The sequence below is a fragment of the Dyadobacter sp. CY343 genome, from assembly GCF_021390335.1.
Classification (GTDB): Bacteria; Bacteroidota; Bacteroidia; order Cytophagales; family Spirosomataceae; genus Dyadobacter.
The window spans coordinates 38,557-61,376 of record NZ_JAJUXK010000004.1 but is presented as its reverse complement, the minus strand read 5'-3'; the positions used below and the strand labels follow the sequence as shown (position 1 = coordinate 61,376).

Below are 22,820 nucleotides of genomic sequence, written 5' to 3'. Positions count from 1 at the left end.
GGCATATATGCAATGTTATGGTTGCAAATATAAGCGCAACAATATGGTTGCGCAAGTTTTATTTAAAAATTTGGGAATAAAATCAAATATAGGTCTCAGCTTTCAAGTGCCACTTCCGGATCTTGGCCATCAGTTCTTCCAGTTTGATCGGCTTACTGAGGTAATCGTCCATTCCGGCATCGAGGCATTCCTGTTGTGTGCCTTCGAGTGCGTTGGCTGTTAATGCCACAATAACGGGCTGGTGCAAAACGGTTCTCCGAATCAGGTGCGTTGCTTCGATTCCATCCATAACCGGCATTTGCATATCCATCAGGATCAGGCCGTAATTTTTCAGGTTCGATGCCTGTACTGCTTCCTGTCCGTCTTTGGCGACGTCGGGTTCGTAACCCAGCTTTTGCAGAATCCTGACAATCACGTGCTGATTGATCTTGTTATCTTCGGCTACCAGCATTTGTACCGGGTATCGTTTTGAAAAGTCGGTAGAAAGGCGGTTTTGCGTCGCGTGCTCGGTTTTTTGGAGAAATTTCTTTTGCAATGCACTCATCAGGTGCGTACTCAGGATATGCTGGCGGATCGGCTTGGATAGTACCGAAGAAAATAGCTGCCGGTGCCTGTCCTTCAATTCTTCGCCAATTGAACTAAGTAGTATAATAGGCGTTTCGGGCGTGTAGCGACGGATATTTGCCGCCAAAGTCACTCCGTCCATCACGGGCATCTGCATATCCGTGATCACCATATCGATTTCCTGGTCACTGAACAGGATTTCCAGCGCTTCTGCACCTGAGGCTGCAAGAACCGGTACCAGTTTCCAGTTTTCCATCTGACGTTTCAGAATAGCCAGGTTCGTTGCATTGTCATCGACCAGCAGGATTTTCTTGCCCCGGTGTTCGTCCATATCCTGGTTTTCGAAGGTAGGAAGCTCCTTGGTGCCTTTGGTGGTTTTTACCGTAAATGAGAATGTGGAACCCTGGTCTATCTCGCTGGAAACCGTGATTTCGCCGCCCATCAGTTTTACCAGTTTTTCGGAAATAGCCAGCCCGAGGCCCGTACCGCCGTATTTCCGGGTAGTTGACGAATCCACCTGGGAGAAGGCTTTAAAAAGCCTGTTCATTTTATCCTCAGAAATCCCAATTCCTGTATCGCGCACGTCAAACCGCAATTGCAGACTCCCGTCTGCGTAACTCTCTTCCTGCGTCACATATACGCAAACCTCACCTTCTTCGGTAAATTTCATCGCATTGCCCACGAGGTTGATCAGGATCTGACGCAAGCGAAGCTGATCTCCGACAACCTGGGCCGGAATGTGCTCGTCGATCTGGTACACCAGGTCCAGGCCAAGCTTAGCCGCTTTTCCACCGAAAATATCCAGTACATCCTCGATGTTCTGGCGGAGATTAAAATCCTCAGCTTCCAGTTCCAGGCTGCCTGATTCTATTTTGGAAAAGTCAAGAATATCGTTGATCACATTGATCAGCGTATCCCCGCAGTTAGCGATGGTTTCGGTAAACTGGCGCTGTTCCTCAGTCAATTGTGTTTCCTGCAATAAAGCCGCCATTCCGATCACGCCATTCATAGGTGTGCGGATTTCGTGGCTCATCGTAGCCAGGAATACGCTTTTTGCCTGATTTGCTTTGTCGGCTTCCTGACGCGCTTTTTCCAATTTCGCATTGCTGACGCGCAGCCTGTCATTCGCTCTTTTCTGGATTTCTTCGTTCTGCTTACGCACCAGCGAAAGCTGTGCTTCCTTTTGAAGCTCAGCCAATTGCATAGTTTGCTTAATATGCATTTGGTAGAACTGGTTCAGCATATAAGCCCACAACCCGCATATAAAAAAAATAGCCGCAGCGAGCAAAATGTGAATTGTAAACGTAAGCAGGTCGAAATAGGTAAGTCGGGTAAAATAGATTTCGGTCAGTCCGGTATTTTGTAAATAGCCGAAAATGGCGTGATGCAATAGCACAACGAGCATAACCGGTATTTGTAACTTCCATTTCTGGTAGGTGATCAGTACCGCGCTGCCGATGAATGCAAAGAAATGCATCTCAAAAAGTCCGTGCATCTGATAGATGAACTGCGCCATGTAAATCCCTAAAATCGCACTCAGCACATATTGGTACAGATCCGATTTAGGCAATGCCAGTTTTACGGAGTAATAAGCTATTAACAATATCCCGCCCACGCCGATAGCGATCAGCCAGGTATCGTAAAAGACAGCCAGCAGCAGCCCGATCACGAAATAGCCGGGCAAAAAGAAATTCATCAGATGGTCGGATCTTTCTTTGATCCCGGAGAGAAAGTTGCCAACCGGCAGGTCGGGCAAAGTACTCTTGTTTTCCAATATCATTTGGCAGGAGTTTTAATTTTTGCAGATCGGCATCGAGCAACCGTAAGACGTAAGTGCTTGTGTGCCAAGTGTGGGCAGCGACTCGCTTTTCAACAGCCCGTCCAGCGCGATCTTTGCAAAGGCAGTTTTTTCATCCGTACAATAGCGGCTGGCGTTGTAATTTCCGCGGTAATATAGTTGCTGTTCCTGATCGATCAGCGCGGCCTGCGGGGTGGAATATACACCGCACCGGGTTGCCAGCGACTGGTCAAAACTGACCGGAATATCCAGTCCGATCTTGTCCTGGATTTGTTCAACTGAATATTTTTTATCGGAGAGCACAACAACCGTAAACTGGACCTTATCACCGTATGAGCGGACCAGGGATTGAAAATGCGATTTATTGAACCGGGAACACGGGCATTCGGGATTATAAAAATGAAGCAGAACCGGTTTTTCAACTACGTTCATTGCCTGGCCCAGATCGATCCTGGTCCCGGTTGCCACCGAAACATAATTTCGCGGAACAGGAGTAGGTAGCTGATACACCCAATCATTGTACCAAAACAAAGCCCCAACTACGGATAATAAGAGCGTGAGCCAGGTAGTCACCAAGGCTATTCTAATCATTAGTAGAAATATCTATATATGAGGGTTCTTTAAAAATTGTCTTTGTTATCAAATTTAATCTAAAAATATGAATCAGGACCGTTTCGCAATTCTTTTTATTGCTCTAAAATCTTGGCGAAAAGGTAAAAAAAATTCGTATTCGCTTTTAAAACTACTGTCTTATATATAGTTTTATTATATATATAATTAAAAGTTTACTTTATGAAGGTTTTACTAATATTCATGACTGCGATTATCTGTTCCGTGGCCGTTTTGGTTGTGCATAAATGCATTGTTTCCGAGCAGTCCGACGCAGCGGATACGCTGAGATGCGAGCTGGAAGTGCCACTTGAATATCAGGTAGAGCCGAAATTGCTACCTAACTATCCGGAGGGAGAAGCGTACGTGGTTCCTCGCGAAGAAATCGTCCCCAACACCGATCCTGAGTTTCCGGGTGGTATGTCGGCTTTGGCTGCGTACATTAAAAAAAATCAAAAAATGCCGAAAGCTGCGCGCAGAGCATGTATTTCTGGAAATGTATACCTGGCTTTTGAGGTAACTGCGCGCGGGGAGATCCGAGACATTGAGGTCCTGAAAGGAATAGGCTTCGGCTGTGACGAGGAAGCGGTCAGATTAATATCCGCCATGCCAAAATGGAAGCCCGCCGAAAAGGATGGTAAATCTGTCAGTAGCAGATTCCATATACCTGTTCCGTTTGGAATATATATAAGAAATAAGTGAGTACTGTTACTACTGTCTACGGAACGGGAACAAACGCACTGATATCCAGCTCGGATATCTTGTTTTCGCCATAGTAATATAATTTCGACCCGAAATTCGCTGAGTTAACGGGCGCGTTGTATTTTGCTACCGGCTTGCTGTCAGTTCTGTTCAAAACGATTGTTTCATCGCTATTGCCCAGGAATAGGTATGCCTCATTTTCAAGATAGCTCTTGTAAAGTGTTGTGATATCCACTTTTTCTGAAGTCTGGAAATCATTGTCAAACCGGATCAGCTCATTTTTTTCGGTAAAGACGTGAAAATGGTCCTGGTCGTAGCTCAAACGCACAAATGCACTGTCCTTTTTCATGAATACCTGATCGCTGACAAAGCTCCGCATTTTAAAATCCTCATCGACACGGGAAGCAAACCGCTGGGTCAGTCCCTCATCTGAAAACCGGTAAATATCGACTTTATCCTTGTATAGCAGGTACATCTGGTCTTCCTGGATCAGGAAATCGGAGATATAGTTTTTCCGTTCAAACCACTCTTTGTGAAACAGTTGCTTTCCGTTAAATGCATCAAAGGCCGCCACGTACGGTTTACCTAATGCAGCCGGGCGACCGTATTTCATAGCGTAGCCGGTATTGATCATGTAAATGGTATTCCCTTTTCTGAAAATATGCGATTTGCTGGTAGTCTTTTCGTTCAGGTCCGTATCCCAAAGCCGCTCGCCAGCCAGCGTTTGACAGCTGATCTTATTTTTGGCAGCATAATAAAGTACCTGCTCCTCCATCAGAACGTTCGAGGATATGTTCAGGAAAACATCCGACAATGTACCGGAAGGAACCAGCATACCGCCCATTGCGCCCAGCGCGACGCCTCCGAGCACCAGCATTCTAACTTTCCCCATATCCGTTTTTTTTGAATGCGAAACCCGGTTCATATCCCAGCCCTGGCCGGTCGCCGGATTGAGGGTATGCAGGCCCGATGCGACGATCATGAGTGTGGAATCGTTGAGCCAGTTAGTATTCTCCCAGCCATACTCTGACGCAAACGTCCGCCGCCAGAGCGACTGGCCGTTTTGTAGGTTTATACCATGCAAAACATCGCTTTCGGCTGGTTCTAAATTATAGCACAACGCCAGATTGAGTTCCGGGAATGCTTTGAAAACCGTACTTTCTCTCCACCACACAGGCTTCCCGGTTTCAGAATGAAGCTTTTGTAACTTTTTTCTGCTTTGCTCAAAAATAACATCGTCAATCTGCATGAGATAGTTGGCCCCATACTTGAATTTTCGTTGCCATTTGCTCTGCCCCGTTTCCGGATCAATAACCATCACTTCTCCTGAGCCTTTCCATACATTGGTCTCGGGGTTCTTATTGCGGAGCTGAACCGTCATAGAATTGTTTCTAGCGGTGGGGTAAAACCCGAATACCGGCATGTCAAATACATATTCCTTTGCTGAAATGGGCGTATTAGTCCTCAAATCCATCCCGGCCTCGCGGGTAGAAATTTTAACTTGATTCGGGGATTGGGCAAACGATGAGGTGAATGTAAATAGAAAAATAAGCGGCAGTAAAGCTCTGTTCATTTCGAGGAAACTGGTGATATGAGAGTGATAGTTAATGGTATGCGGATGTTTCACCGCCCAATTTGCCGCTTAAAGAACGCCCAGGTCTCTTCAAACATGTCAAAATCAGTCACAAATTCGTGCTTTCCGTTGATGATTTTAAGCAGGGTTACTTCGGGCTTACCTTTTCGCTGGTAGGTGTATTTCTCGACGGTGATATTGTTGGTTTTATCGGCATCGGGAAGCATTGATTTTGTAGGCTCTCCGCTGTAACCGTCCAGCTTTGCCCAGTATTGAAATGATTGATCGGTTGCGCGTACAGTGCCCAGCGTTACGCCTGATGTTTTCACTTCGCCGCCATTGTAAGGATTCGTTTCGTCTGCGGTACCATTGGTGATCATAACCGGCAGCGGCACATTCATAGGCGTGCAATCCATATTCTCTTCGGTAGGCATATTGGCGACGATCGCCGAAATCGCCTTGATTTTACCAGGCATTGTCAGGGCGAGTTTGTACGACATATGTCCGCCACCAGAAAAGCCCGTCGCGAAAACGTGTGCTTTATTGATCTTATATTTATCAGAAAAGAAATCGATCATTGCTGAGAAAAAAGCTTCTTCATTCACATTTTCTTTGTTGGCGACGGCCGTGGAAGCTTTGCGGCATTCGTTCCAATATCTTTTATAGCCAGCAGGATATACCAAAACCAGATTTTCAGCTTCGGCTTTCGCTTGCAACTTCGCCGCCCGAGGCGCAAACCCCAGCGGCTCGCCGCCGGAACCGTGCATCAAAAAGATCAGGCTCGCGCCAGGCTTTATCTTGACAGATTTGTCGTAAACGAAAACACGGTAACGATTTTCAATTAGCAGAGAATCAGAGACTAACTGGGCTTTTGCGGCAATTGTAGAAAGGGTAAGTAATGTGGCAAGGATTGGCTTCAGCATTTTGAAATGGAATTTGATGGAGTTTCTTAGTATTTGTTTAAGCGTTTTGTCATGTGCCCCCGGCCCCTAAAGGGGAGAAAGCGTTTCTCTTGCTAGCAACCCCGCAGGAAAGTCCCCTTCCAGGGGATTTAGGGGTAAATCAGTTCCCCCGGCCCCTAAAGGGGAGAAAGCGTTTCTCTTGCTAGCAACCCCGCAGGAAAGTCCCCTCCCAGGGGATTTAGGGGTAAAACAAGCATTGGCACGTTCCCCTGGCCCCTAAAGGGGAGCACGTCTTTGTGAAAGAACCCAAGCAAGTCCCCTCCCAGGGGATTTAGGGGTAGGGGCACCTCACGCGCCTTCCAATGCCGCAATATCAAACTTCGACATTTGCATAAAAGCCTCTATTACCCGCGGCGCTTTTTCAGGGTCGGACATCAGTTTCGGGAGAACCGCCGGTACCACTTGCCACGACATACCAAACTTATCGTCGAGCCAGCCGCATTTGTTATAAACCCCGCCTGCACCCAGAGTCTCCCAGTAATAGTCGATTTCCTCCTGCGTATCGCATTCAACTACAAAAGAAGTAGCAGGCGAAAATTGATATTGCGGCCCGCCATTTAGCCCCATAAATTTGAAACCATTCAGCTCGAATGTGACTACCATTGGATTTTCAGACGTGATTTTGGAGCTTTTAAAAATCGAGCAATAATAGTCTGCGGCCTCTTTGGCATTTCCATCGAACCAAAGGCAAGGATAAAGTGGCTTGATCATTTTTTTTAAGGTTTAGCTATGTCAAAGCAATGCAGAATAATGGGTTTCAAATTAGCAAAAAGGCATTTCATTTTTTCCTTAACCTGCTTTTTTCTTTATTGATCAACCTAAATCAATCACTCATAAATTCATACAGGCATTATGAAATTACCTCAGCTCTTTTTCTTTTTTATTATTTCAAATGTTGCATTTGCCCAGCAGAAGCCGGATTCATCATTTACTAAATACTATAATCTGGTAAAGGGAAGTGAATTCTCCGGTCAAAAGCGCATTGAGCTACAATCCGACATTGATACAACCTGGAACCGCTGGAAAGAGCGTGGTTACAGCTTTGGATTCGTACCTTCCAAGACCCCGATGTACACTACTGTTAATGGCATTTTGAGCACGCCCTATATGATCCAGGTGCGGGGAAATGCGGAGGAGCGGAACAAGAAACGCTGGGGGTACCATGTTTTTGAGGGTTATGCCAAAGATGACAAATCGCGGATTACGATGCTCGTCAACAAGCATGTTGAAATGGAAAAGCCGGTTGCAGAACTATACTATTATTCAACCGTTTACAACCACGACGAAACAGTCTATAACTGGTTCAAAATCGGCTCCGATGTGCGTCAGCATTCATTCATGTTCGGCCGCGACAAAGCATTATTCTACGGTTCACTGAAACTGACTAATGCATTGACCCTGGGCTCGATCGGAAAAACAGACATTTCAACCACAAAACCCGAAGGCGACGACGAGCAAAACGCTGAAAAAGACGCTAAATACGTAAACTACAAAGAACTAAAAAACGGCGGCGACGGTACCATTTTCTACGACAAAGACCGCGATATCGTGGTGATCAGGATCAAAGGGAAATGGATGAAAGTAGCCGTGGAAGCGCTGCCGGAAGGAGTGGAGTATGGGTTTTGAAACCGTTGGCTAAAGCATTTAGCATATCTCACCGAGCGACATCATGTTTATGGATTCAAAGTGGATCGTGAAGCAAACCCTGATTTAATTGGAGCCTGGCCATTTGGTAGATCAGGAAGGTGGGAGCTGTTCCAGCCGAACACCAATTATGGGGCATTTTTGTTAAACCTGAAATGATTGGTTAAATTTCAACTAACACTTCTGAAAAATATGGCTACTTCAACAATAGTAAAAAAAGAGAATTCTTCGAGTAAGAACCTCGGAAAAAGGGAGGCATCGCAGTCAGGCGAAACCATCCCTAAACCATTATCACGGAAAGCTCAGGAAATGAAAATTTTCCTAGAACACAATCCAATCCCCAAGGAATTTCTCAAATCCTGAACCACATTAAGCAAGGGAATATCGCATTACCCGGCCTGTCTTTCCTCCAAATAAGCTTCCAGCTGATCGAACGTCCCGCCGAAACCTTGCTCCATACTATCCATAATTGAAAAATACGTCTCTTCCTGAGCAGGCGTAGCGTTAAGCGGATGCCCCTGGATTGTCAGCGTGGTGATTCCGTCATTTTCTTCCAGTGTGATTTTGTTAAATACTTCCAGCGGAAAATCCATCGGGAAAGGGGAGGTGATGATATTGCCTTCTGCGTCGGCGAAGGAATTAATGAATTCGAGCAGGTCGGCGCGCTGGATGTTTTTGTATTGAAACAAACCCCACATCACGTGCCCGTTTCCATCCATTTTGTAATGCGTACTGCCGCCCGGACGAAAATCAAAACGCTCGACCGACAATTGGCTGCCCGCCGGTCCCCACCATGCTGCAAATGCTTCCGGAGTCGCAAATGCGTCGAAAACCAGTGTTTTAGGCGCTTTAAACTCCCGCACAATTTTCAAACCCGCTTTTTTGTCTGCTTGCTTTTCCATGTTTTTGATTGTTTGATTGATTTGTATTTGACTATTCGTTTTCCGGATTTTTAGACTGAATTTTAGTTAGGTAACTATCCAGTGAATCCAGTTTTTCCTTCCAGAATTGCTTGTACTGATCCACCCAGGTTGCCACTTCACTCAAGCTTTCCAGCTTCGCTTCGCAAAACCGCTCCCGACCTTCCTGCCTCACCACCACCATTCCGCATTCTGTCAGAATTTTAATATGCTGAGAAATGGCGGGCCGGCTGATCTGAAAATTGTCAGCGATCGCATTGAGGTTCATAGGTTTCTGCACGATCAGGTTGATAATCTGTCGCCGTGTAGGATCCGCTATGGCCTGAAAAACATCCCTTCTTGCTTCAATAGACATAATATGTAAGTAAATGCTTACACAAATATATATGTAAGTATTTGCTTACGCAAGTTTTTTAAAATTTGGAGTGTTATTTAAGTTTGATCAGAGGGTGGTTCAAACCATTCACAGAGTTATTAACGATCTTGTATTTGGACAGACTCTTCAGGAGTTGGGTCAAAGTCTTGAAGCCGTAGGTTCGGGAGTCGAAGCTTGGGTCTATTTTTCGGAGGGAGGATCCTACTTTCGAAATGAGCGCTTCTTCTTCCTCGTTGGTCGATATTTCGAATGCTTTATCGATCACGCTGATGTCTATTTTGGGGAATTTCTGCTTTTCGGCGGGCTTTCTGACGCCTTTCCGAATCTGTTCCTGCGGTGTTACATCTACTTTTTTGATCTCAGGCTCTTCTGTTGCAGTATCCAGTTCAGCAATAAGGTTTTCGCTGAAAGTGAAAATCTCGCAGGAATTCACGAATGCCAGCGGAGTTGTTTTTCTGCCGATCCCCATTACAAACAAACCTTCCTCGCGGATCCTTTTAGCCAATCCGGTATAATCGCTGTCGCTGGAAACAATGCAAAACCCGTCGACGCTTTTGCTGTGCAGGATATCCATCGCGTCAATGATGAGCGAGCTGTCGGTTGAGTTTTTGCCGGTTGTGTAGGAAAATTTTTGTATCGGGCTGATTGAATGGTTGTTGACCGTATCTTTCCAGCTGTTCATGTGCGAAGTAGTCCAGTCGCCGTAAATCCGCCGGATCGTGGCTTTCCCATATTTGGAAACCTCTTCCAGCATTTCCTTCATAAACTTCGCCTGGGCATTGTCGCCATCGATCAATACCGCAATATTAAATTTAGTCTCGCTCATTTCCCAAATAATTATACCGCCCCACAAGGTAAGGTGTTTTAGTAAATATCGTGGAAACGTTCACACAAGATTCACATTTGGTGCTTGAAAAGTGATCCGAAACTTGCGTTATTGTCGAGATCATTTTCACTCTCAAATAATAAAATCATGAGCACTTTGCAGCTAAGAGATGGGGCCACCATGTTTTACAAAGACTGGGGTACCGGACAACCTATTGTATTTCACCACGGCTGGCCACTTTCCGGCGATGACTGGGACACTCAAATGATGTTTTTCCTCCAAAAAGGCTTCCGCGTTATCGCCCACGATCGTCGCGGGCACGGACGTTCTTCCCAAACTTTTGAAGGCCATGAAATGGATACTTACGCTGCCGATGTAGCCGAACTCGTTGCGCATCTGGATCTTAAAGATGCCATACACGTCGGTCACTCTACGGGTGGGGGCGAAGTGATACGCTATGTGAACAAACATGGAAAAGGCAGGGTGGCAAAAGCGGTGCTGGTGAGTGCTGTTACGCCGATTATGGTGCAGACAGATAACAATCCGGACGGTGTGCCGATAAGCGTTTTTGATGAAATCCGCGAGATGACCGCCACGCAAAGACCGCAGTATTTCAAGGACTTCTCAGAGGCATTTTACGGTTACAACCGCGAAGGCGCTGTTGAAAAGCAGGGAATTCGCGACAACTGGTGGCGCCAGGGCATGATGGGAAGCATTCTTGCCCATTATGAATGTATAAAGGCATTTTCTGCAACAGATTTTACCGAAGATCTTCAAAATGTTGATATCCCGGTATTGGTGCTGCACGGAGAAGACGACCAGATCGTGCCTTATGAGCTCACTGGAGTGAAGGCAGCTAAGCTTTTGAAAAACGGCAAATTGATCACATATCCAGGTTTCCCACACGGAATGCCGACTACTGAAGCCGAAACGATTAATAAAGATATTCTGGCTTTCATTCAGGAATAAGACGACCGGCGCTGCATAGTTGTCAGGAAATAAAATGGCCGGGCTGAAATTTTTCTGCCCGGCCATTTTGGTTTGCTAACGCGATAGTCCAGCTATACGTATGCTGATAACCGTAAGCCCGGTTTGTGGCTCCGTTACATTGCAAAGGGGCTGCTTAAATCTATTTAACCACCTCGCTCACCAAAATGACAGGCGTAACGTTAGTATAATTTGCGAAATCTGCGCGGATGGCATCCCGGTTTGGAGCAATTGCCGCTTGATACTCACTCAAGCTTTTTACATAGAATGTTCCAATCGCCATAAACGGTAATGGTTGATTGGGAATACCGCTAGAAAGCCCTTTTTCAATCGTGTATTTTACCAGATTTGACCCTAGATAACCCGCCACCATCGGCATATGCTTCGTTTCGTAATACTCCATATTGAACGTTTTACCTTCGGCAAACGGATACATTACACATATCTTGATCAGGCCTTTTTCATCCACAGTAATGTCCTGTTTTTTTGATTTTTCAAGATTTTTTTCCCGGCTAAATGCAACAAAGCAGGTTAAAAGCAAAAACGACAAAATGAGTTTAGTTCTCATGGCTGGACATCTTTGAGTTAGAAAATTTAATTGTTCCGAAATATAGATAATATATTACATGATCATGAGCATTGCTTACTCAATGCTGTATTTCGGAATTTACGGGATCAAATTCTCCGATCTCAGCCTTTTAAACAAATCAAAAAACGAATCACGCGTATCCTGATAACCTGTAAAACCCAATTTGCGGCTTTTGGACATGTCGGTCATAACCTCCAAGGGGCGGCCCAGATCAAGGTCCGTATGCCAGGCGGAAGCAAGGCGGTTGATATCGGATTCTTTCAAATTGTATTTGGCGGCAATCTCTTTCCATGCCGGAGCGTCGTTTGCCATTTCTTTTTCTAATGGACGAATTTCCCCTCCAAAACCAGCAGGCTCAATTGCAAACCAGTCTGCTATTTGCTTCCAAAGCCATTTCCAGCGGAAAAGGTCGCCATTCGCAACATTGAATGCTTCATTATGCGCAGCTTCGGTGGTGGCAGCCCAGATCATGTGTTCAGCCAGCAGTTTCGCATCGGTGACGTCTGATAATCCGTTCCATTGCTCGGCTGATCCGGGAAATTGGAATGGCCTGCCGGTTTCTTTACAAATGCTTGCGTAAACTGCCAGTGTCGTGCCAATGTTCATCAGATTACCAATCGCTTTTCCCACCACGGAATGCGGCCTGTGAATGCTCCATGTAAAACCGTCACGCTCAGCGGCAGCATACACTTCGTCTTCCTGGGCATAGTAAAAGTTTTCCAGATCGAGCCGGGGATGTTCTTCGCGGACAGGCGTTTCGGGCAAAGTGCCTGCCTTTGCATAAGCCTCAAACGGCCCCAAATAATGTTTAAGCCCCGTTACCAACGCAACATGCTGGACGGATTTCCGTGCAGAAAGGCTGTCCAATAAATTCCTGACCATTGCGCTGTTGACGCGGATATTTTCCGCTTCCGTATCATTTCGCATCCAACTTGTAAAGAAAACGTGGGTAGGCGCTACCTCCGCCAATTTCGCTGCCAGATCAGCGGGATTGAGCAGGTCTGCCGCAATGGGTTTCAGACCTTCAATTTCTGTATTTGGATTACGGGAAAGGCCATAAGTGATCCAGCCTTTTTCAATCAGTTTTTCTGCGAGGTTGCTTCCGGTGATGCCGGTTGCGCCTACTACTAATGCAATATTTGTCATGTGCTTGGGAATTTCTCAATGCTTGATTTAATGTTACAAAATTACCACACCCGGAAGCGACTGACATTGACCTGCGTCAAGTAATGCAGTTGATCTAAATCAAGCATTCCTATCTTTGCCGGCGTAAATGTGATTAGTTATGATTGAAGTACTTTTTCAGCACATCCAGGAAAAGGTCTTGCTTTCGGACCTGGATAAGGAGGCGATTAAGGCCTTTTTTATTTCCAAAAAACTGAGAAAACGCCAGTATTTATTGCAGGAAGGCGACGTGTGCAAGCATCTGACTTTTATAGCGAAAGGACTGCTGCGGACTTACAATGTGGATGACAAGGGCGACGAGCACATGAGCGTTTTCGGCTGGGAAGGCTGGTGGCTATCCGATTTCAACAGCTTTTTGTCGGGCGAGCCGGCCGTTTTCAACATTGATGCTATTGAAGATTCGGAGTTACTGCTGATCTCGCGGGAAAATTATGAAGCATTAACGCTCGCCGTCCCGATCATGGACCGTTATTTCCGCATCCTTTACCAAAATAGCATTGTCACTAAGGAACGTCGGCTAATGAGCTCCATCACACATTCGGCCGAAGAAAAATACGTGAAGCTAGCAGAATCAAACCCCAAAATGATCGAACGCGTCCCCCAAAACCTGATCGCCTCCTACCTCGGCATCGCCCCCGAAACGCTAAGCCGGATCAAGAAAAACCTGGCTTTAAGAAAGTAATCTGCCCTAAATATTGAAGAAAATGACCATTACATCACATACAAAAAACGAAATCCAAATCGCCGAAGTCACTTCCGACAAACTGATCATTGAAACCGCCGAAGATGGACTCGACCTACTGGGCAATCTCTATTACCAGGGGTTTGACAGCATCATCATACACGAAGAAAACCTCACACCAACATTCTTCGACCTGAAAACGGGCATAGCCGGGGAGATACTTCAAAAATTCTCAAACTATCGGATGCGGCTGGCCATTGTGGGTGATTTTGAAAAATATGCCGGTAAAAGCATTCAGGATTTCATTTCCGAAAGTAATAGGATCGGGAGGATTAACTTTTTGGGAAGCGTTGAGGAGGCGTTGGATAGGCTTTTGAAAGTTGGTTAGCAGACGCGGATTTACTCACAGAATATCTGCCCATATGTTTTTGAGGCCGCGGCTGGAAGTCACTCTTCCAGCCTTTACGAATTCGGTGAACGTCAAGGAATAAATGAGGAGTTAAATCTCAGCCTCGATCATCCAAATGTGTCCAAAAGGGTCCCTGATCTTACCTTGGCGGTAGCCGTAGTCATAGTCCTGAGCGGGCGATACAACTTCGCCGCCAGCGGCACTTGCCCGATCCATTACTGTGTCCACATTGGGAACAAAAAGACCGATCGTTACCGTCGTACCGTTATGACATTTCGGACTAAAAAAGCCGGAATCAGCGGTTTCTTCATGTAGATGGAAAATGGCACTATCAACCGCCAATTCAGAAACGTGTATGCTATTGTCGCCGTTGCAAACTCGCCGGAGTTCAACTGGTTTGAACATAATTCTTACTCACCTATCTGCATGCTTCTGGTAAATCCAATGTTCGGATGGATTAAAAGGGTTGATTTTATGTGCGCCAAAGAAATTACAGAATGTCTGCCAATACCATCCTACAAGGCGCCCAAAAAACCAAAGAAATCGGAGTACGCAAAACCCTCGGCGCCGGCATCGGAAGCATTATCTGGCTCTTCGGCAAACAATTCGCCCAGCTGCTACTAATCGCCTTCATCATCGCCGCTCCAATTGGCTGATGGTTGATGGACAAATACTTAGCCGATTTTCAATATCATATTGATCTTAATGCGACGATCTTCATTGCCGCGATTGGGATAACTTTTTTGATTGCGATTGCGACGGTGGGTTACAGGTCGATGAAGGCGTTGATGAATCCGGTGAAGGCGTTGAAGTCGGAGTGAGACGAACGAACTAGTGATAATGCTCCTTAATTATTGCTTGCGTTCATAATTTCTAGTATCTCATCGTCTTGAAAATTTAAAATTCCATTTTCTGAGTTCTGAAAGAAGTATTCAGAGTACTCATTTACAAGCATTCGTTCAGCGATATTTTTGGCGGTTGGATAGACTATTCGCTCTGGTTTGGTTGCAGTTGCAATGAGGAAATCATAATTGTCGAGCTCGTCAGGCCAACTAAATTTAAGTATTCCTTCTTTACTTATTATGCATTCTTCGTTACCGACCTTATAATGTTCTGGGTTGAACCCTTTGGTGTAAGACTTGCGCCAAAATGCTGCCAAATTGTTCGCTTCATCGTATTTGGGGGATATTTCATTCAGGATAACGGGGTTTACAGACATCGCCAATGCTCCCCAGGCCCAGTTAAATACATTTTCGTCTAGGTCAACTTTGTTACGTTCAGCTTTCATTAGCTCGCTTGTGTGTACCCTGAGCATTCTTAGATCTACTGGGTTGTTAGCAAATGGAACCAAAATACCAGTACCTTTTAGTTCAGGCCGATTGCATTCATCAGAGAAAACCATCGAAAATGTGCAGCATCTTCCCCTCGAAACTCTTCCGTACCGGATTGGTGCAGGCACCTTAATTTGGCCAGCTTGATTTAAAAAATCATTTCGCCAACGAATTCTATTTCCGTTCTCTCTGTCCCAAATTAGGGAACCAATTATAAGAACTCCCCCACTTAACATAATCTCATTATTTAAATTGAAATTGATTCTTTATCATTTGAGCAAAACTCTGAGGCTCTCTACGGAAGTCTTAATTGTCTTATCATTTTTTAGATTATCCAGTCTACCCTTGAAACTATCTATGCTAGTTAAAAGATCTCGGACCGCAGGAGAAGTGACGATAGGTCTAACAATGTCAATCATTTCCCTGAACTTTTTTTGACACAATTGAAATTGCAATTTACTAGATATAACAGTATCATTAAATGACAATACAGCCATGTTAGCAAGTCTTGAATCTAAATTAGATAGTAGATCCTTATAAATTGGCTGTGCAGCAACTGTCACTCCGTTGCCATTCGTGAGGAATACTTCCACTAGCGAAAGAACATATTTCTTGCCAAGTGCCTTTGGAACCTTAGGAGGCTCTCCCAAGATCCTATTAAGCTGTTTGGCGAATGATGGTTCATTGTAAAAATTATTAAATCCATGATGGGCTGACAATAGATTATTGATTGCTGTTTCAATTTCAACAACCCTAAGATCATCTGGTATGTATCCTTCGGCATTAACTAGTTGTAAAAATTCTCTGGCTAATTTCTTCTCATGCTGATAATTGTTTGCTACGAAATTTCCATATTTCAAGCCAAAAGTATTCTTTGAATCTTCATCGACTCTACCCCAGGCAAGTGGCAACAGTTTATTGATATTTTGAAGTGTTTGGCTATCAGTGTCGGGCTTTGTGTAAATCCCGAAAAATCCAGAAACAAGGTTGTTTATTTGCTCTTGTGTTAGATTGGTAAAAAAAACTGCTATCTCTTGTGCATCCTGATCCAAAATGGTGGACGATTTGATACCAGTTAGTAGTTGTTTTATCTGTATCGTTATATTTGAAATGGGTAATGAAATGACCTCCTTAACACAAGTTTCAAGCCAGGATATGAGTTGCAGACCTGTTATTTCACTCTGATTGGGGTGTGCAGCACTTGCCCAATTTCTCATGTAATTTATATATTCGAGATGTTTAAATCCTAGTTCGGAAATCAAACCAATTTCCTTCGCGCCTTTAATAAGATCATAATCGTCTACCTTATTCAGATCTTCTTCGTCCCTTAAGCGTTTTCTTCGTTCTCCTGTGACGGCATTGTCGTAAAAATACTCAAGATCATATTGAACAACTCTTTTCCTTATTTGGAGAATTGTCTCGTCCCATAAGTAGTTTAGCGCTGCATCAAACAAGCCGGATGCGACTGCCGCAATAAATTTTGACAAGTATAGAGATTGCTCCTTCTCTTTGATATTAATTTGTTCAATCACGCCGTCTAAATTTCTGAACACATTTAGGCGTTCGGGAACATTCACAAAAATGCCATCTGACGGTAGGTTATGCTGAGATAAAAAGTTCACTAATCCGTTCTCAAAGTCGCGTAACTGAATGTCGTAATTTTTAGCTTGTGATATTCTTAATTTATCATTACTTTCTTCCATGTTAATTATATAAGTAAAAAATAGAGGAACTTGGTTGACTTTCTATTTCGCGAGCGAGGCCTTCAAGATTAATGTAGATTTTAGCGATTGTTTCGCTTTATCTTTATTTTTAACAATTCATTAGCCTCATTGATTTCTTGCATCCGTCTTTTCATGAGATTTTCAGTTAGCGCATCAGAAAAGGATTGTTTATCGGGATGATATGCAAGTGCTTGCGTGGCCAATGCTTTTCGAATATCCTTTGCAGAGTATCCTTCACTTAGGGAAAGAATTTCTTCTTCTGATGCATCCATTCGATAATTATGAATTTCATCTACTCCAATTTCTTTGTTATAGTTAAGATTATTTCCATGAATTCTATTTGGAGCGGATATCTGAATTTTTATTCGCTGAGGAATTGAAAACTTGATCGCAACAGTTTCTCCGTTTTTAGCTCGCCAAATAAGTTTTCGGGAAGTTGCATCGTATCCTAGATCGACGTCTCCAACGATGCAATCCAAAAAATTCGATCCAATGTACTCATCTAAGTTAGTAGACCGGATACTGGCAGATCTTTTTCCTCGCGAGGCGATTACGGAATCCAAATCAATGGCTTCGAACTTGCTAGCGGTAAAGTTCAAAATAAATGCTGCTTCTCGCCAAGTAGTCAATTTAATGGCTTGTTTTAGTAGATTAGGGTCATCTCGCCAGTCAATTTTAGATTGGAATAGTATTGATTTTTTTTCAATTCTATTCCCTACTTTAAGGGACAATTCAAAGAGCCCATCTGCACCAAGTACATTTTCAGTAGCGCCTGGTCCGCGTCCTCTAAATTTAACGTAGTTTATACCCCAAGTCCAGGTTCCAGGAATTTCTGCGATACTTCTTTCAACAAAAACATGCTGATTTTTTATTCTTAGGGAAGCTCCTAAATCTCCTGTTAATGTATCCTCTTCCTCACTGGCCGAGATAAATCCATCTAGGGCTAAGTCACATCGTTCTGAGAGATGTTCTCGAATACTCAATTTTACTTCTTCTGGAATGTATAGGTTTCTTCGTGCCATATAATTTTACCTGTCTTCGCGTCAGGTGTTACAAAGGAATTAGAGGGTGAAGGAGAAAACAGTAAGTCCTAAGCTATTTCAACGAGTATGATAAGTCAATTCTTAGGAATATAGATATGGTAGAGCATGACACTTGGAGGGTTAAATTTTTCTCCAAAAAACCCAATTTATTTATCAAACGGAAGTAATTCTATTAATTACTTATTAAGCGGTAAATACTTCACATTCACTCAAAATTTTTGTCCCCTTGGTAAAAAATCTCCCTCTACCCCAATTTGCATTTCTCCAAATTTCTTCCGAACCTTCGAACTCCTATAAACAAGTGTCCATTATGAGAAATCTCGAAAGTTTTTCCCTGCTAAGGTGTGGGATCGGCGAAAGTCCCCCGAACGCTGACACTGGCGTTAGGACACCTAAGGCAGGGGATTTTAAATCATCCTAAAACTTAGTGTCACTATGCAAACACAACCAAATTCCGACGAATCCCTGGATTCGAGGCACCTGGCTTACGGCCGGGAAGTCGCAGAGTTGCTCAGTCAGAGTAACACAACCACCTGGGTCAATGACCTTTGGGACATTTACAGTGGCTACATGGTAGCGCAGCACGAGCTCGGCCATAACCTCCGCGCGAGCGAGATTTTTGCTTCCTTCAAAGAGCTGGTATTTTTCTTCCAGCGGATCGGGGAAATGAAAAAGTAGGAGGGGATTTAATCATTTTATCTTGAAAACGAAGCCAGGCAATCCGCAAAGATCGCCTGGCTTTTATTTTTACTAGTCAGCCACTACGTGAAGTTCCCATTCAAAAAGCCGCAGAGCGGCAAAACATCGGTAGACGCCGGTGAAGAGTAGGATGCAAAAATCCCGTAGGGATGTAACGTTCTCTTTGCTGTTACATGCCTAACGGCATTGGCGACATCTCAGTTTGCGCGCTGGGGTACTCTTACCGATGTTTTATGCCTGACGGCATTTTTTTGTCCTGTGTTTTTGCTTGACTTCATTCTGCATTACTGCCTTTCCAGTTGCTTGTCAATCTCTAAGGCTGCACTGATCAGCGCTAAATGTGTGAATGCTTGCGGAAAGTTGCCCAGGTGTTCAGCCTTATGCCCGATCTGCTCACTGAACAGGCCCAGGTGATTGGCGTAACCGATCATTTTTTCGAAACTATCAAGCGCTTTCGCCACTTCCCCGCTCTTGGCCAGGGACTCAATGTACCAAAACGAGCACATATTAAATGTACCTTCTTCCCCTTCCAGTCCGTCGAATGAGGTTTCGCCATTTTTGTAGCGGTACAAAAGTACGTCCACGCCCAGTTGTTCTTCCACGACTTTCAAAGTCGACAACCAGCGCGGTTCGTGGGGGGAGATAAAATGCATGAGCGACATCAGTAAGACGCTGGCGTCAACGGTTTTGGCGCCTTTATGCTGTACCCAGGCACCGATTTCATCGTCCCAGAAATTTTCATAAATATCCGTGTAAATATCGTCACGCACTTTTTTCCAGTCATTTTCGGGAAAAGGAAATGAACGGTGCAGGCCAATTTTGATCGCGCGGTCCATGGCCACCCAGCACATCAGCCGGCTGTGCAGAAAATGTTTTTCCGTATTCCGGATTTCCCAAATTCCGTGATCGGCGGTTTTCCATTTCTTGGTCACCACATTCACCTGTTTCACAATGGTTTCCCAAAATTCAAAAGTGATCGGCGAATGCTGCTTGTTATAAATGTAAATGGTGTCGATCAGCTCCCCGTAAATATCAAGCTGATACTGTCCCTGCGCGCCGTTCCCGATCCTGACAGGTTTCGAATTTTGAAAACCACTTAAATTTTCCAGCTCCTTTTCCTCCATATCATGCCCGCCGTCGATGGTGTACATCAGGTAAAGCTTATCTTCCTGACAGCGGTCGTGGATCCATTCCAGAAATGCCGTGGCTTCATCGGTATACCCGAGCCGGAGAAACGCGTACATCGTAAACGCCGCATCCCTGATCCACATAAACCGATAATCCCAGTTCCGCTCGCCGCCGATCTCCTCGGGTAAGCTGAACGTAGGAGCCGCGACCATAGAACCCTTCTCCCGCGAAGTGAGCAGTTTGAGCGTGATCGCGGAGCGGTTTACCGTGCTGGTCCAGCGACCTTTATAAGTTGTTTTTTTAGACCAGTTCCGCCAAAAGTCTACTGTTTCCTGGTAAGTTTTTTCCTTATAAGCCTCAATCGGATTCTCACCCTCGACCTGATTTTTACCACATTCCAAAACCAGGTAAGCCGTTTTGCCCTGTTTCAGTGTAAACTCGGCATAACCTGCATTTTTTTTGATCTGCAAAGGAACATCGGAGATCAGGCGCATTACCGTTCCGTCTTCATCATCTGCATTAAAATAAACGCATTCGTCACGCAGCTCAGTGGTATGAGAGGCACTTGCATAATCAAAAGCTGGCTCACAACTCGCCTGAAAAGTGATATTCCCCCGAACAGTTTTGACCTGCCGCACAATCGCATTGGACTTGTCCATTTGGTCGTTCACCGGCATATAGTCGGTTACTTCCGCAATGCCTTCTTCCGAAAAAAACCGGGTGAGCAAAACTGCCGTAGCCGGAAGGTAAAGCTGCTTGGTATTGTACCCATCCATTTGTGGAAAAATAGCAAAGCTGCCGCCGGTTTTATTATCCAATAATTTTGCAAAAACGCTCGGCGAATCGAAGGCAGGATAACACATAAAATCGATAGAGCCTTGTACGGAAACAAGCGCAACGGTTTTCAGATTTCCAATCAATCCATAATCCTCAATCCGCGCATGTTCAGGGTTCTTTTTGGGCATTTGGCTTATTGTAAGTGTAAAAAAGCCAAGTGTCTAAATTATCACGCCAGTGAGATTTTAACCTTTCACCATGATTACACTTGTTACAGATTTGTCTTTCAAGCCAAGCCATTTTTGTCGCTCTTCATCATTTCCATAAGCCTGTAAACCAGCCTCACTTTCGAAGCTGACCAAATGAATTTCATAAGGAGGATCAAGTTCGCCGGCAATGAAATGACTAGCATGAGGCCTGATCCGCATCAACAACTTGCCGCCATGCCGTTCCAGCAAAGGCAAAACCCGCGCCTCAAACTCATGAAACAGCTCCTCCATTCCATCAAGGACATAAACGAATTGAGTTATCTGGATCATGGTTGGTTGGTGTTAGGTGTTAGGTGTTAGCTGTTAGCTTTTGGCTGTCAGCTCTAATACAAATTCACGCAAAAATCAACAAAAACCCAAGTCACAAAAATTCCAATTAAAGCACAATCCCTCCAACCCCAGCCCAAGTCGCGTAGCGACGTAATATCATTAGTGCGAAATTTTCCGGAAGGTTAGATTGATCCTCGCATTCATCGGTTTGGTCGATTTCGCAACGCGGTGTTCCCAGAATCTTTGCAAATCGCCTTTCATCAGCAGCAAAGAACCATTTTCCAGTTCGAGCGAATATTGTTGACGGTGATCTTTCTTGTTCCGGAAATCAAAATTCCGCGCTTGTCCGAAGCTTACCGAAGCGATTTCTGTGGCCATACCAGGGATCGTATCCTTGTCGCTATGCCAGGCGACGGAGTCTTTTTCGTTTCGGTAATAATTGAGCAGTACCCCATTGAAATTCATACCCGTAAATGCTTCCACCCGTGTTTTGATCTCCCATAGTTCTTCTGTCCACGCAATAGGTGGCCGTTTGTCTCCTTTTACCATCGGCCGATCTCCAAACCATGCTGAAAGTCGCGGAGTGAGTACTTCTTTTTCATACATCACCACTTTCGTTTGCTGCCAGGGAATGGACAGTACGAAAATTTTCAAATAAAGGTCGCTGGATTTTTTATCGAAAAAGTCCGGCACGTAATCCATTAAGTGTTGCGGAAGCGAAAGGTGCTCCCTATCGTTGAATAATTTAAACTGTTCCATCTCCCCGTTCCTTTTTGTAGTAACTACTTTTTCCTGATCCGCCTGATGTCGTTGGCCTTTGAAAGTCTTTTGATACTCCCTGCATTCGGCAGGTTTTCCGGCATGGTACCACCCAGTTCCTGGATCGTCTGCCGCACTTTCGCCCCTACTTCAAAATGCGTTTGATTCGCTTTTTGCTTACCTGTAATTTTTTCTCTCCGCAACTTATCGTCCGTTTGTGTGGTGCGGAAAAGGTTTGCGGCAAGTTCGGAGCTTCCCATGTGATCGAGAATGTGCTGACTTTTTTTAAGCTCCTTCCTTTCATGTATTGCTTTTGCATCCAGTCCGCCGTACAATCCCATATAACCGTGGTTTTGGAAAATGGCATAATCAATTGGTTCAACAACACCGGCAATGCGGGCAGCGTCGGCAAGCAACAGATTATGCCTTGTTACCTCGCCTCGTAAGAACAGCCGCTTTTCATTTTCTCCTGGAAGATTGTTGAATTCCTCCATCTGTTGGATTTCCTGTAAGCGTGTTTGTACTGCAAAGTACGTTTGGCCCAGCGCGACAACCTCCTTGGAGGGATCGGCATTCTGAACGATCAGGTAGCAGGCGTAGCGAGAAAGTTTCGTATTATCACTTTTCCGTTTTGCGCCTTTGCCTAGCTCGATCATTTCGTGCAAATGAACGAAATGATCTGAAACGCTCTGTTCGCTGTTTTTACATGCTTCTTTCGCTTTTTCAATTACCGGTTTGAAGTTTCGATACTCGATATATTCTAGGATTTTTGCCAGATCCCGGGCGCTCCAATACTCGTTTCCGTTCTCGTCGGATTTCCTGATTTCTTTAAAAAGTGACGGTTTTTGGTCTGTCGTCATAGTGCTTTCTTTTTAGGTGTATAGAATAATTTTATCGAGCTCAAACTTCAAAAAAAGATTGCACTAATGCAAGCAATTTGATATTATTGTAATCAATTTATTGATATTAAAAGTATCATTAAATATATAATATA

At 44.5% G+C, this 22,820-nt stretch carries 26 protein-coding genes; 8 read left to right on the top strand and 18 right to left on the bottom strand.

Translation table 11 applies throughout. The annotated features are described in order from the left end of the window. Nucleotides 1-82: 82 nt before the first annotated feature. On the bottom strand, nucleotides 83-2,344 hold the full coding sequence (locus LZG94_RS12085) for a response regulator (protein WP_233792149.1): 2,262 nt from the start codon (nucleotides 2,342-2,344) through the stop codon (nucleotides 83-85). 12 nt (nucleotides 2,345-2,356) lie between these two features. Beyond that, a complete protein-coding gene (locus tag LZG94_RS12080) occupies nucleotides 2,357-2,953 on the bottom strand; it encodes a thioredoxin fold domain-containing protein (RefSeq protein ID WP_233792148.1) in 597 nt (198 codons plus the stop codon). A 201-nt stretch (nucleotides 2,954-3,154) separates the two neighbouring features. Between LZG94_RS12080 and LZG94_RS12075 the strand changes: the two genes are divergently transcribed. Further along, a complete protein-coding gene (locus tag LZG94_RS12075) occupies nucleotides 3,155-3,673 on the top strand; it encodes an energy transducer TonB (RefSeq protein WP_233792147.1) in 519 nt (172 codons plus the stop codon). Nucleotides 3,674-3,689: 16 nt separating this feature from the next. Here the strand turns inward: LZG94_RS12075 and LZG94_RS12070 are convergent, their stop codons facing one another. The 3 genes from LZG94_RS12070 to LZG94_RS12060 all read right to left on the bottom strand — a co-directional run bounded on the left by LZG94_RS12070 (nucleotide 3,690) and on the right by LZG94_RS12060 (nucleotide 6,919). Beyond that, nucleotides 3,690-5,246: a PQQ-binding-like beta-propeller repeat protein gene (locus LZG94_RS12070; protein WP_233792146.1), complete on the bottom strand. Its 1,557-nt coding sequence runs from the start codon at nucleotides 5,244-5,246 to the stop codon at nucleotides 3,690-3,692. A gap of 50 nt (nucleotides 5,247-5,296) precedes the next feature. Then, on the bottom strand, nucleotides 5,297-6,169 hold the full coding sequence (locus tag LZG94_RS12065; RefSeq protein ID WP_233792145.1) for a PHB depolymerase family esterase: 873 nt from the start codon (nucleotides 6,167-6,169) through the stop codon (nucleotides 5,297-5,299). Nucleotides 6,170-6,496: 327 nt separating this feature from the next. Next, nucleotides 6,497-6,919 (bottom strand): VOC family protein, encoded by a 423-nt coding sequence (locus tag LZG94_RS12060; RefSeq protein WP_233792144.1) that lies wholly within the window; start codon nucleotides 6,917-6,919, stop codon nucleotides 6,497-6,499. Nucleotides 6,920-7,060: 141 nt separating this feature from the next. Here LZG94_RS12060 and LZG94_RS12055 point away from each other — a divergent pair, with 141 nt between their 5' ends. Then, a complete protein-coding gene (locus tag LZG94_RS12055; protein WP_233792143.1) occupies nucleotides 7,061-7,834 on the top strand; it encodes a hypothetical protein in 774 nt (257 codons plus the stop codon). A gap of 407 nt (nucleotides 7,835-8,241) precedes the next feature. Here LZG94_RS12055 and LZG94_RS12050 read toward each other — a convergent pair whose 3' ends face one another. The 3 genes from LZG94_RS12050 to LZG94_RS12040 form a co-directional block, all read right to left on the bottom strand. Further along, nucleotides 8,242-8,754 carry an SRPBCC domain-containing protein gene (locus LZG94_RS12050; RefSeq protein WP_233792142.1) on the bottom strand — a complete coding sequence of 171 codons (513 nt, stop codon included), beginning with the start codon at nucleotides 8,752-8,754 and terminating at the stop codon, nucleotides 8,242-8,244. Nucleotides 8,755-8,785: 31 nt separating this feature from the next. Further along, the gene (locus LZG94_RS12045; protein WP_233792141.1) at nucleotides 8,786-9,127 is read right to left on the bottom strand and encodes a helix-turn-helix transcriptional regulator; all 342 of its coding nucleotides are present in this window, start codon (nucleotides 9,125-9,127) and stop codon (nucleotides 8,786-8,788) included. A gap of 73 nt (nucleotides 9,128-9,200) precedes the next feature. Then, nucleotides 9,201-9,974: an NYN domain-containing protein gene (locus tag LZG94_RS12040; protein ID WP_233792140.1), complete on the bottom strand. Its 774-nt coding sequence runs from the start codon at nucleotides 9,972-9,974 to the stop codon at nucleotides 9,201-9,203. 147 nt (nucleotides 9,975-10,121) lie between these two features. Here LZG94_RS12040 and LZG94_RS12035 point away from each other — a divergent pair, with 147 nt between their 5' ends. Further along, nucleotides 10,122-10,943, top strand: coding sequence for an alpha/beta fold hydrolase (locus LZG94_RS12035; protein ID WP_233792139.1), 822 nt, complete (start codon nucleotides 10,122-10,124; stop codon nucleotides 10,941-10,943). A gap of 160 nt (nucleotides 10,944-11,103) precedes the next feature. On the opposite strand, the gene LZG94_RS12030 is transcribed toward LZG94_RS12035, so the two are convergent. Continuing rightward, on the bottom strand, nucleotides 11,104-11,529 hold the full coding sequence (locus tag LZG94_RS12030; RefSeq protein WP_233792138.1) for an EthD family reductase: 426 nt from the start codon (nucleotides 11,527-11,529) through the stop codon (nucleotides 11,104-11,106). Between the two features lie 99 nt (nucleotides 11,530-11,628). Then, the gene (locus LZG94_RS12025; RefSeq protein ID WP_233792137.1) at nucleotides 11,629-12,696 is read right to left on the bottom strand and encodes an SDR family oxidoreductase; all 1,068 of its coding nucleotides are present in this window, start codon (nucleotides 12,694-12,696) and stop codon (nucleotides 11,629-11,631) included. Between the two features lie 139 nt (nucleotides 12,697-12,835). On the opposite strand from LZG94_RS12025, the gene LZG94_RS12020 reads away from it, so the two are divergent. Together LZG94_RS12020 and LZG94_RS12015 are read left to right on the top strand one after the other, a co-directional pair. Next, entirely contained in the window at nucleotides 12,836-13,417 is a 582-nt protein-coding gene (locus LZG94_RS12020) for a Crp/Fnr family transcriptional regulator (RefSeq protein WP_233792136.1), read from the top strand. A gap of 22 nt (nucleotides 13,418-13,439) precedes the next feature. Then, nucleotides 13,440-13,805, top strand: coding sequence for a DUF4180 domain-containing protein (locus tag LZG94_RS12015; RefSeq protein ID WP_233792135.1), 366 nt, complete (start codon nucleotides 13,440-13,442; stop codon nucleotides 13,803-13,805). Between the two features lie 111 nt (nucleotides 13,806-13,916). Here LZG94_RS12015 and LZG94_RS12010 read toward each other — a convergent pair whose 3' ends face one another. Continuing rightward, nucleotides 13,917-14,168 carry a VOC family protein gene (locus LZG94_RS12010; RefSeq protein WP_233792134.1) on the bottom strand — a complete coding sequence of 84 codons (252 nt, stop codon included), beginning with the start codon at nucleotides 14,166-14,168 and terminating at the stop codon, nucleotides 13,917-13,919. 134 nt (nucleotides 14,169-14,302) lie between these two features. Here LZG94_RS12010 and LZG94_RS12005 point away from each other — a divergent pair, with 134 nt between their 5' ends. Both LZG94_RS12005 and LZG94_RS12000 read left to right on the top strand, forming a co-directional pair. Then, complete coding sequence (locus tag LZG94_RS12005) at nucleotides 14,303-14,482, top strand: FtsX-like permease family protein (protein ID WP_233792133.1); 180 nt, start codon at nucleotides 14,303-14,305, stop codon at nucleotides 14,480-14,482. A 6-nt stretch (nucleotides 14,483-14,488) separates the two neighbouring features. Continuing rightward, on the top strand, nucleotides 14,489-14,647 hold the full coding sequence (locus LZG94_RS12000; RefSeq protein WP_233792132.1) for a hypothetical protein: 159 nt from the start codon (nucleotides 14,489-14,491) through the stop codon (nucleotides 14,645-14,647). 26 nt (nucleotides 14,648-14,673) lie between these two features. Here LZG94_RS12000 and LZG94_RS11995 read toward each other — a convergent pair whose 3' ends face one another. The 3 genes from LZG94_RS11995 to LZG94_RS11985 form a co-directional block, all read right to left on the bottom strand. Further along, nucleotides 14,674-15,393: a hypothetical protein gene (locus LZG94_RS11995; RefSeq protein ID WP_233792131.1), complete on the bottom strand. Its 720-nt coding sequence runs from the start codon at nucleotides 15,391-15,393 to the stop codon at nucleotides 14,674-14,676. Nucleotides 15,394-15,426: 33 nt separating this feature from the next. Further along, nucleotides 15,427-16,860, bottom strand: coding sequence for a hypothetical protein (locus tag LZG94_RS11990; protein WP_233792130.1), 1,434 nt, complete (start codon nucleotides 16,858-16,860; stop codon nucleotides 15,427-15,429). 80 nt (nucleotides 16,861-16,940) lie between these two features. Further along, entirely contained in the window at nucleotides 16,941-17,903 is a 963-nt protein-coding gene (locus LZG94_RS11985; RefSeq protein WP_233792129.1) for a J domain-containing protein, read from the bottom strand. Between the two features lie 456 nt (nucleotides 17,904-18,359). On the opposite strand from LZG94_RS11985, the gene LZG94_RS11980 reads away from it, so the two are divergent. Continuing rightward, on the top strand, nucleotides 18,360-18,602 hold the full coding sequence (locus LZG94_RS11980; RefSeq protein WP_233792128.1) for a hypothetical protein: 243 nt from the start codon (nucleotides 18,360-18,362) through the stop codon (nucleotides 18,600-18,602). A 305-nt stretch (nucleotides 18,603-18,907) separates the two neighbouring features. Here LZG94_RS11980 and LZG94_RS11975 read toward each other — a convergent pair whose 3' ends face one another. The 4 genes from LZG94_RS11975 to dinD all read right to left on the bottom strand — a co-directional run bounded on the left by LZG94_RS11975 (nucleotide 18,908) and on the right by dinD (nucleotide 22,686). Further along, nucleotides 18,908-20,716, bottom strand: a complete 1,809-nt coding sequence (locus LZG94_RS11975; RefSeq protein ID WP_233792127.1) for a glycoside hydrolase family 15 protein — start codon at nucleotides 20,714-20,716, stop codon at nucleotides 18,908-18,910. Nucleotides 20,717-20,773: 57 nt separating this feature from the next. Further along, nucleotides 20,774-21,067: a DUF1330 domain-containing protein gene (locus tag LZG94_RS11970; protein ID WP_233792126.1), complete on the bottom strand. Its 294-nt coding sequence runs from the start codon at nucleotides 21,065-21,067 to the stop codon at nucleotides 20,774-20,776. A gap of 159 nt (nucleotides 21,068-21,226) precedes the next feature. Further along, the gene (locus LZG94_RS11965; RefSeq protein ID WP_233792125.1) at nucleotides 21,227-21,826 is read right to left on the bottom strand and encodes an alpha-ketoglutarate-dependent dioxygenase AlkB; all 600 of its coding nucleotides are present in this window, start codon (nucleotides 21,824-21,826) and stop codon (nucleotides 21,227-21,229) included. 23 nt (nucleotides 21,827-21,849) lie between these two features. Further along, nucleotides 21,850-22,686, bottom strand: a complete 837-nt coding sequence (dinD, locus tag LZG94_RS11960) for a DNA damage-inducible protein D (RefSeq protein ID WP_233792124.1) — start codon at nucleotides 22,684-22,686, stop codon at nucleotides 21,850-21,852. Nucleotides 22,687-22,820 lie beyond the last annotated feature (134 nt).

Excerpts from the sequence above, each read along its gene's own strand:
- LZG94_RS11975 (WP_233792127.1), bottom strand. The coding sequence starts at position 20,716 with ATGCCCAAAAAGAACCCTGAACATGCGCGGATTGAGGATTATGGATTG.
- LZG94_RS12025 (WP_233792137.1), bottom strand. The coding sequence starts at position 12,696 with ATGACAAATATTGCATTAGTAGTAGGCGCAACCGGCATCACCGGAAGC.
- LZG94_RS12050 (WP_233792142.1), bottom strand. The coding sequence starts at position 8,754 with ATGGAAAAGCAAGCAGACAAAAAAGCGGGTTTGAAAATTGTGCGGGAG.
- LZG94_RS12065 (WP_233792145.1), bottom strand. The coding sequence starts at position 6,169 with ATGCTGAAGCCAATCCTTGCCACATTACTTACCCTTTCTACAATTGCC.
- LZG94_RS12040 (WP_233792140.1), bottom strand. The coding sequence starts at position 9,974 with ATGAGCGAGACTAAATTTAATATTGCGGTATTGATCGATGGCGACAAT.
- LZG94_RS12080 (WP_233792148.1), bottom strand. The coding sequence starts at position 2,953 with ATGATTAGAATAGCCTTGGTGACTACCTGGCTCACGCTCTTATTATCC.
- LZG94_RS12045 (WP_233792141.1), bottom strand. The coding sequence starts at position 9,127 with ATGTCTATTGAAGCAAGAAGGGATGTTTTTCAGGCCATAGCGGATCCT.
- LZG94_RS11980 (WP_233792128.1), top strand. The coding sequence starts at position 18,360 with ATGCAAACACAACCAAATTCCGACGAATCCCTGGATTCGAGGCACCTG.
- LZG94_RS11965 (WP_233792125.1), bottom strand. The coding sequence starts at position 21,826 with ATGGAACAGTTTAAATTATTCAACGATAGGGAGCACCTTTCGCTTCCG.
- LZG94_RS11990 (WP_233792130.1), bottom strand. The coding sequence starts at position 16,860 with ATGGAAGAAAGTAATGATAAATTAAGAATATCACAAGCTAAAAATTAC.
- LZG94_RS12035 (WP_233792139.1), top strand. The coding sequence starts at position 10,122 with ATGAGCACTTTGCAGCTAAGAGATGGGGCCACCATGTTTTACAAAGAC.
- LZG94_RS12030 (WP_233792138.1), bottom strand. The coding sequence starts at position 11,529 with ATGAGAACTAAACTCATTTTGTCGTTTTTGCTTTTAACCTGCTTTGTT.
- dinD (WP_233792124.1), bottom strand. The coding sequence starts at position 22,686 with ATGACGACAGACCAAAAACCGTCACTTTTTAAAGAAATCAGGAAATCC.
- LZG94_RS12075 (WP_233792147.1), top strand. The coding sequence starts at position 3,155 with ATGAAGGTTTTACTAATATTCATGACTGCGATTATCTGTTCCGTGGCC.
- LZG94_RS12055 (WP_233792143.1), top strand. The coding sequence starts at position 7,061 with ATGAAATTACCTCAGCTCTTTTTCTTTTTTATTATTTCAAATGTTGCA.
- LZG94_RS12015 (WP_233792135.1), top strand. The coding sequence starts at position 13,440 with ATGACCATTACATCACATACAAAAAACGAAATCCAAATCGCCGAAGTC.
- LZG94_RS12070 (WP_233792146.1), bottom strand. The coding sequence starts at position 5,246 with ATGAACAGAGCTTTACTGCCGCTTATTTTTCTATTTACATTCACCTCA.
- LZG94_RS12060 (WP_233792144.1), bottom strand. The coding sequence starts at position 6,919 with ATGATCAAGCCACTTTATCCTTGCCTTTGGTTCGATGGAAATGCCAAA.
- LZG94_RS11995 (WP_233792131.1), bottom strand. The coding sequence starts at position 15,393 with ATGTTAAGTGGGGGAGTTCTTATAATTGGTTCCCTAATTTGGGACAGA.
- LZG94_RS12000 (WP_233792132.1), top strand. The coding sequence starts at position 14,489 with ATGGACAAATACTTAGCCGATTTTCAATATCATATTGATCTTAATGCG.
- LZG94_RS12085 (WP_233792149.1), bottom strand. The coding sequence starts at position 2,344 with ATGATATTGGAAAACAAGAGTACTTTGCCCGACCTGCCGGTTGGCAAC.
- LZG94_RS12020 (WP_233792136.1), top strand. The coding sequence starts at position 12,836 with ATGATTGAAGTACTTTTTCAGCACATCCAGGAAAAGGTCTTGCTTTCG.
- LZG94_RS11985 (WP_233792129.1), bottom strand. The coding sequence starts at position 17,903 with ATGGCACGAAGAAACCTATACATTCCAGAAGAAGTAAAATTGAGTATT.
- LZG94_RS11970 (WP_233792126.1), bottom strand. The coding sequence starts at position 21,067 with ATGATCCAGATAACTCAATTCGTTTATGTCCTTGATGGAATGGAGGAG.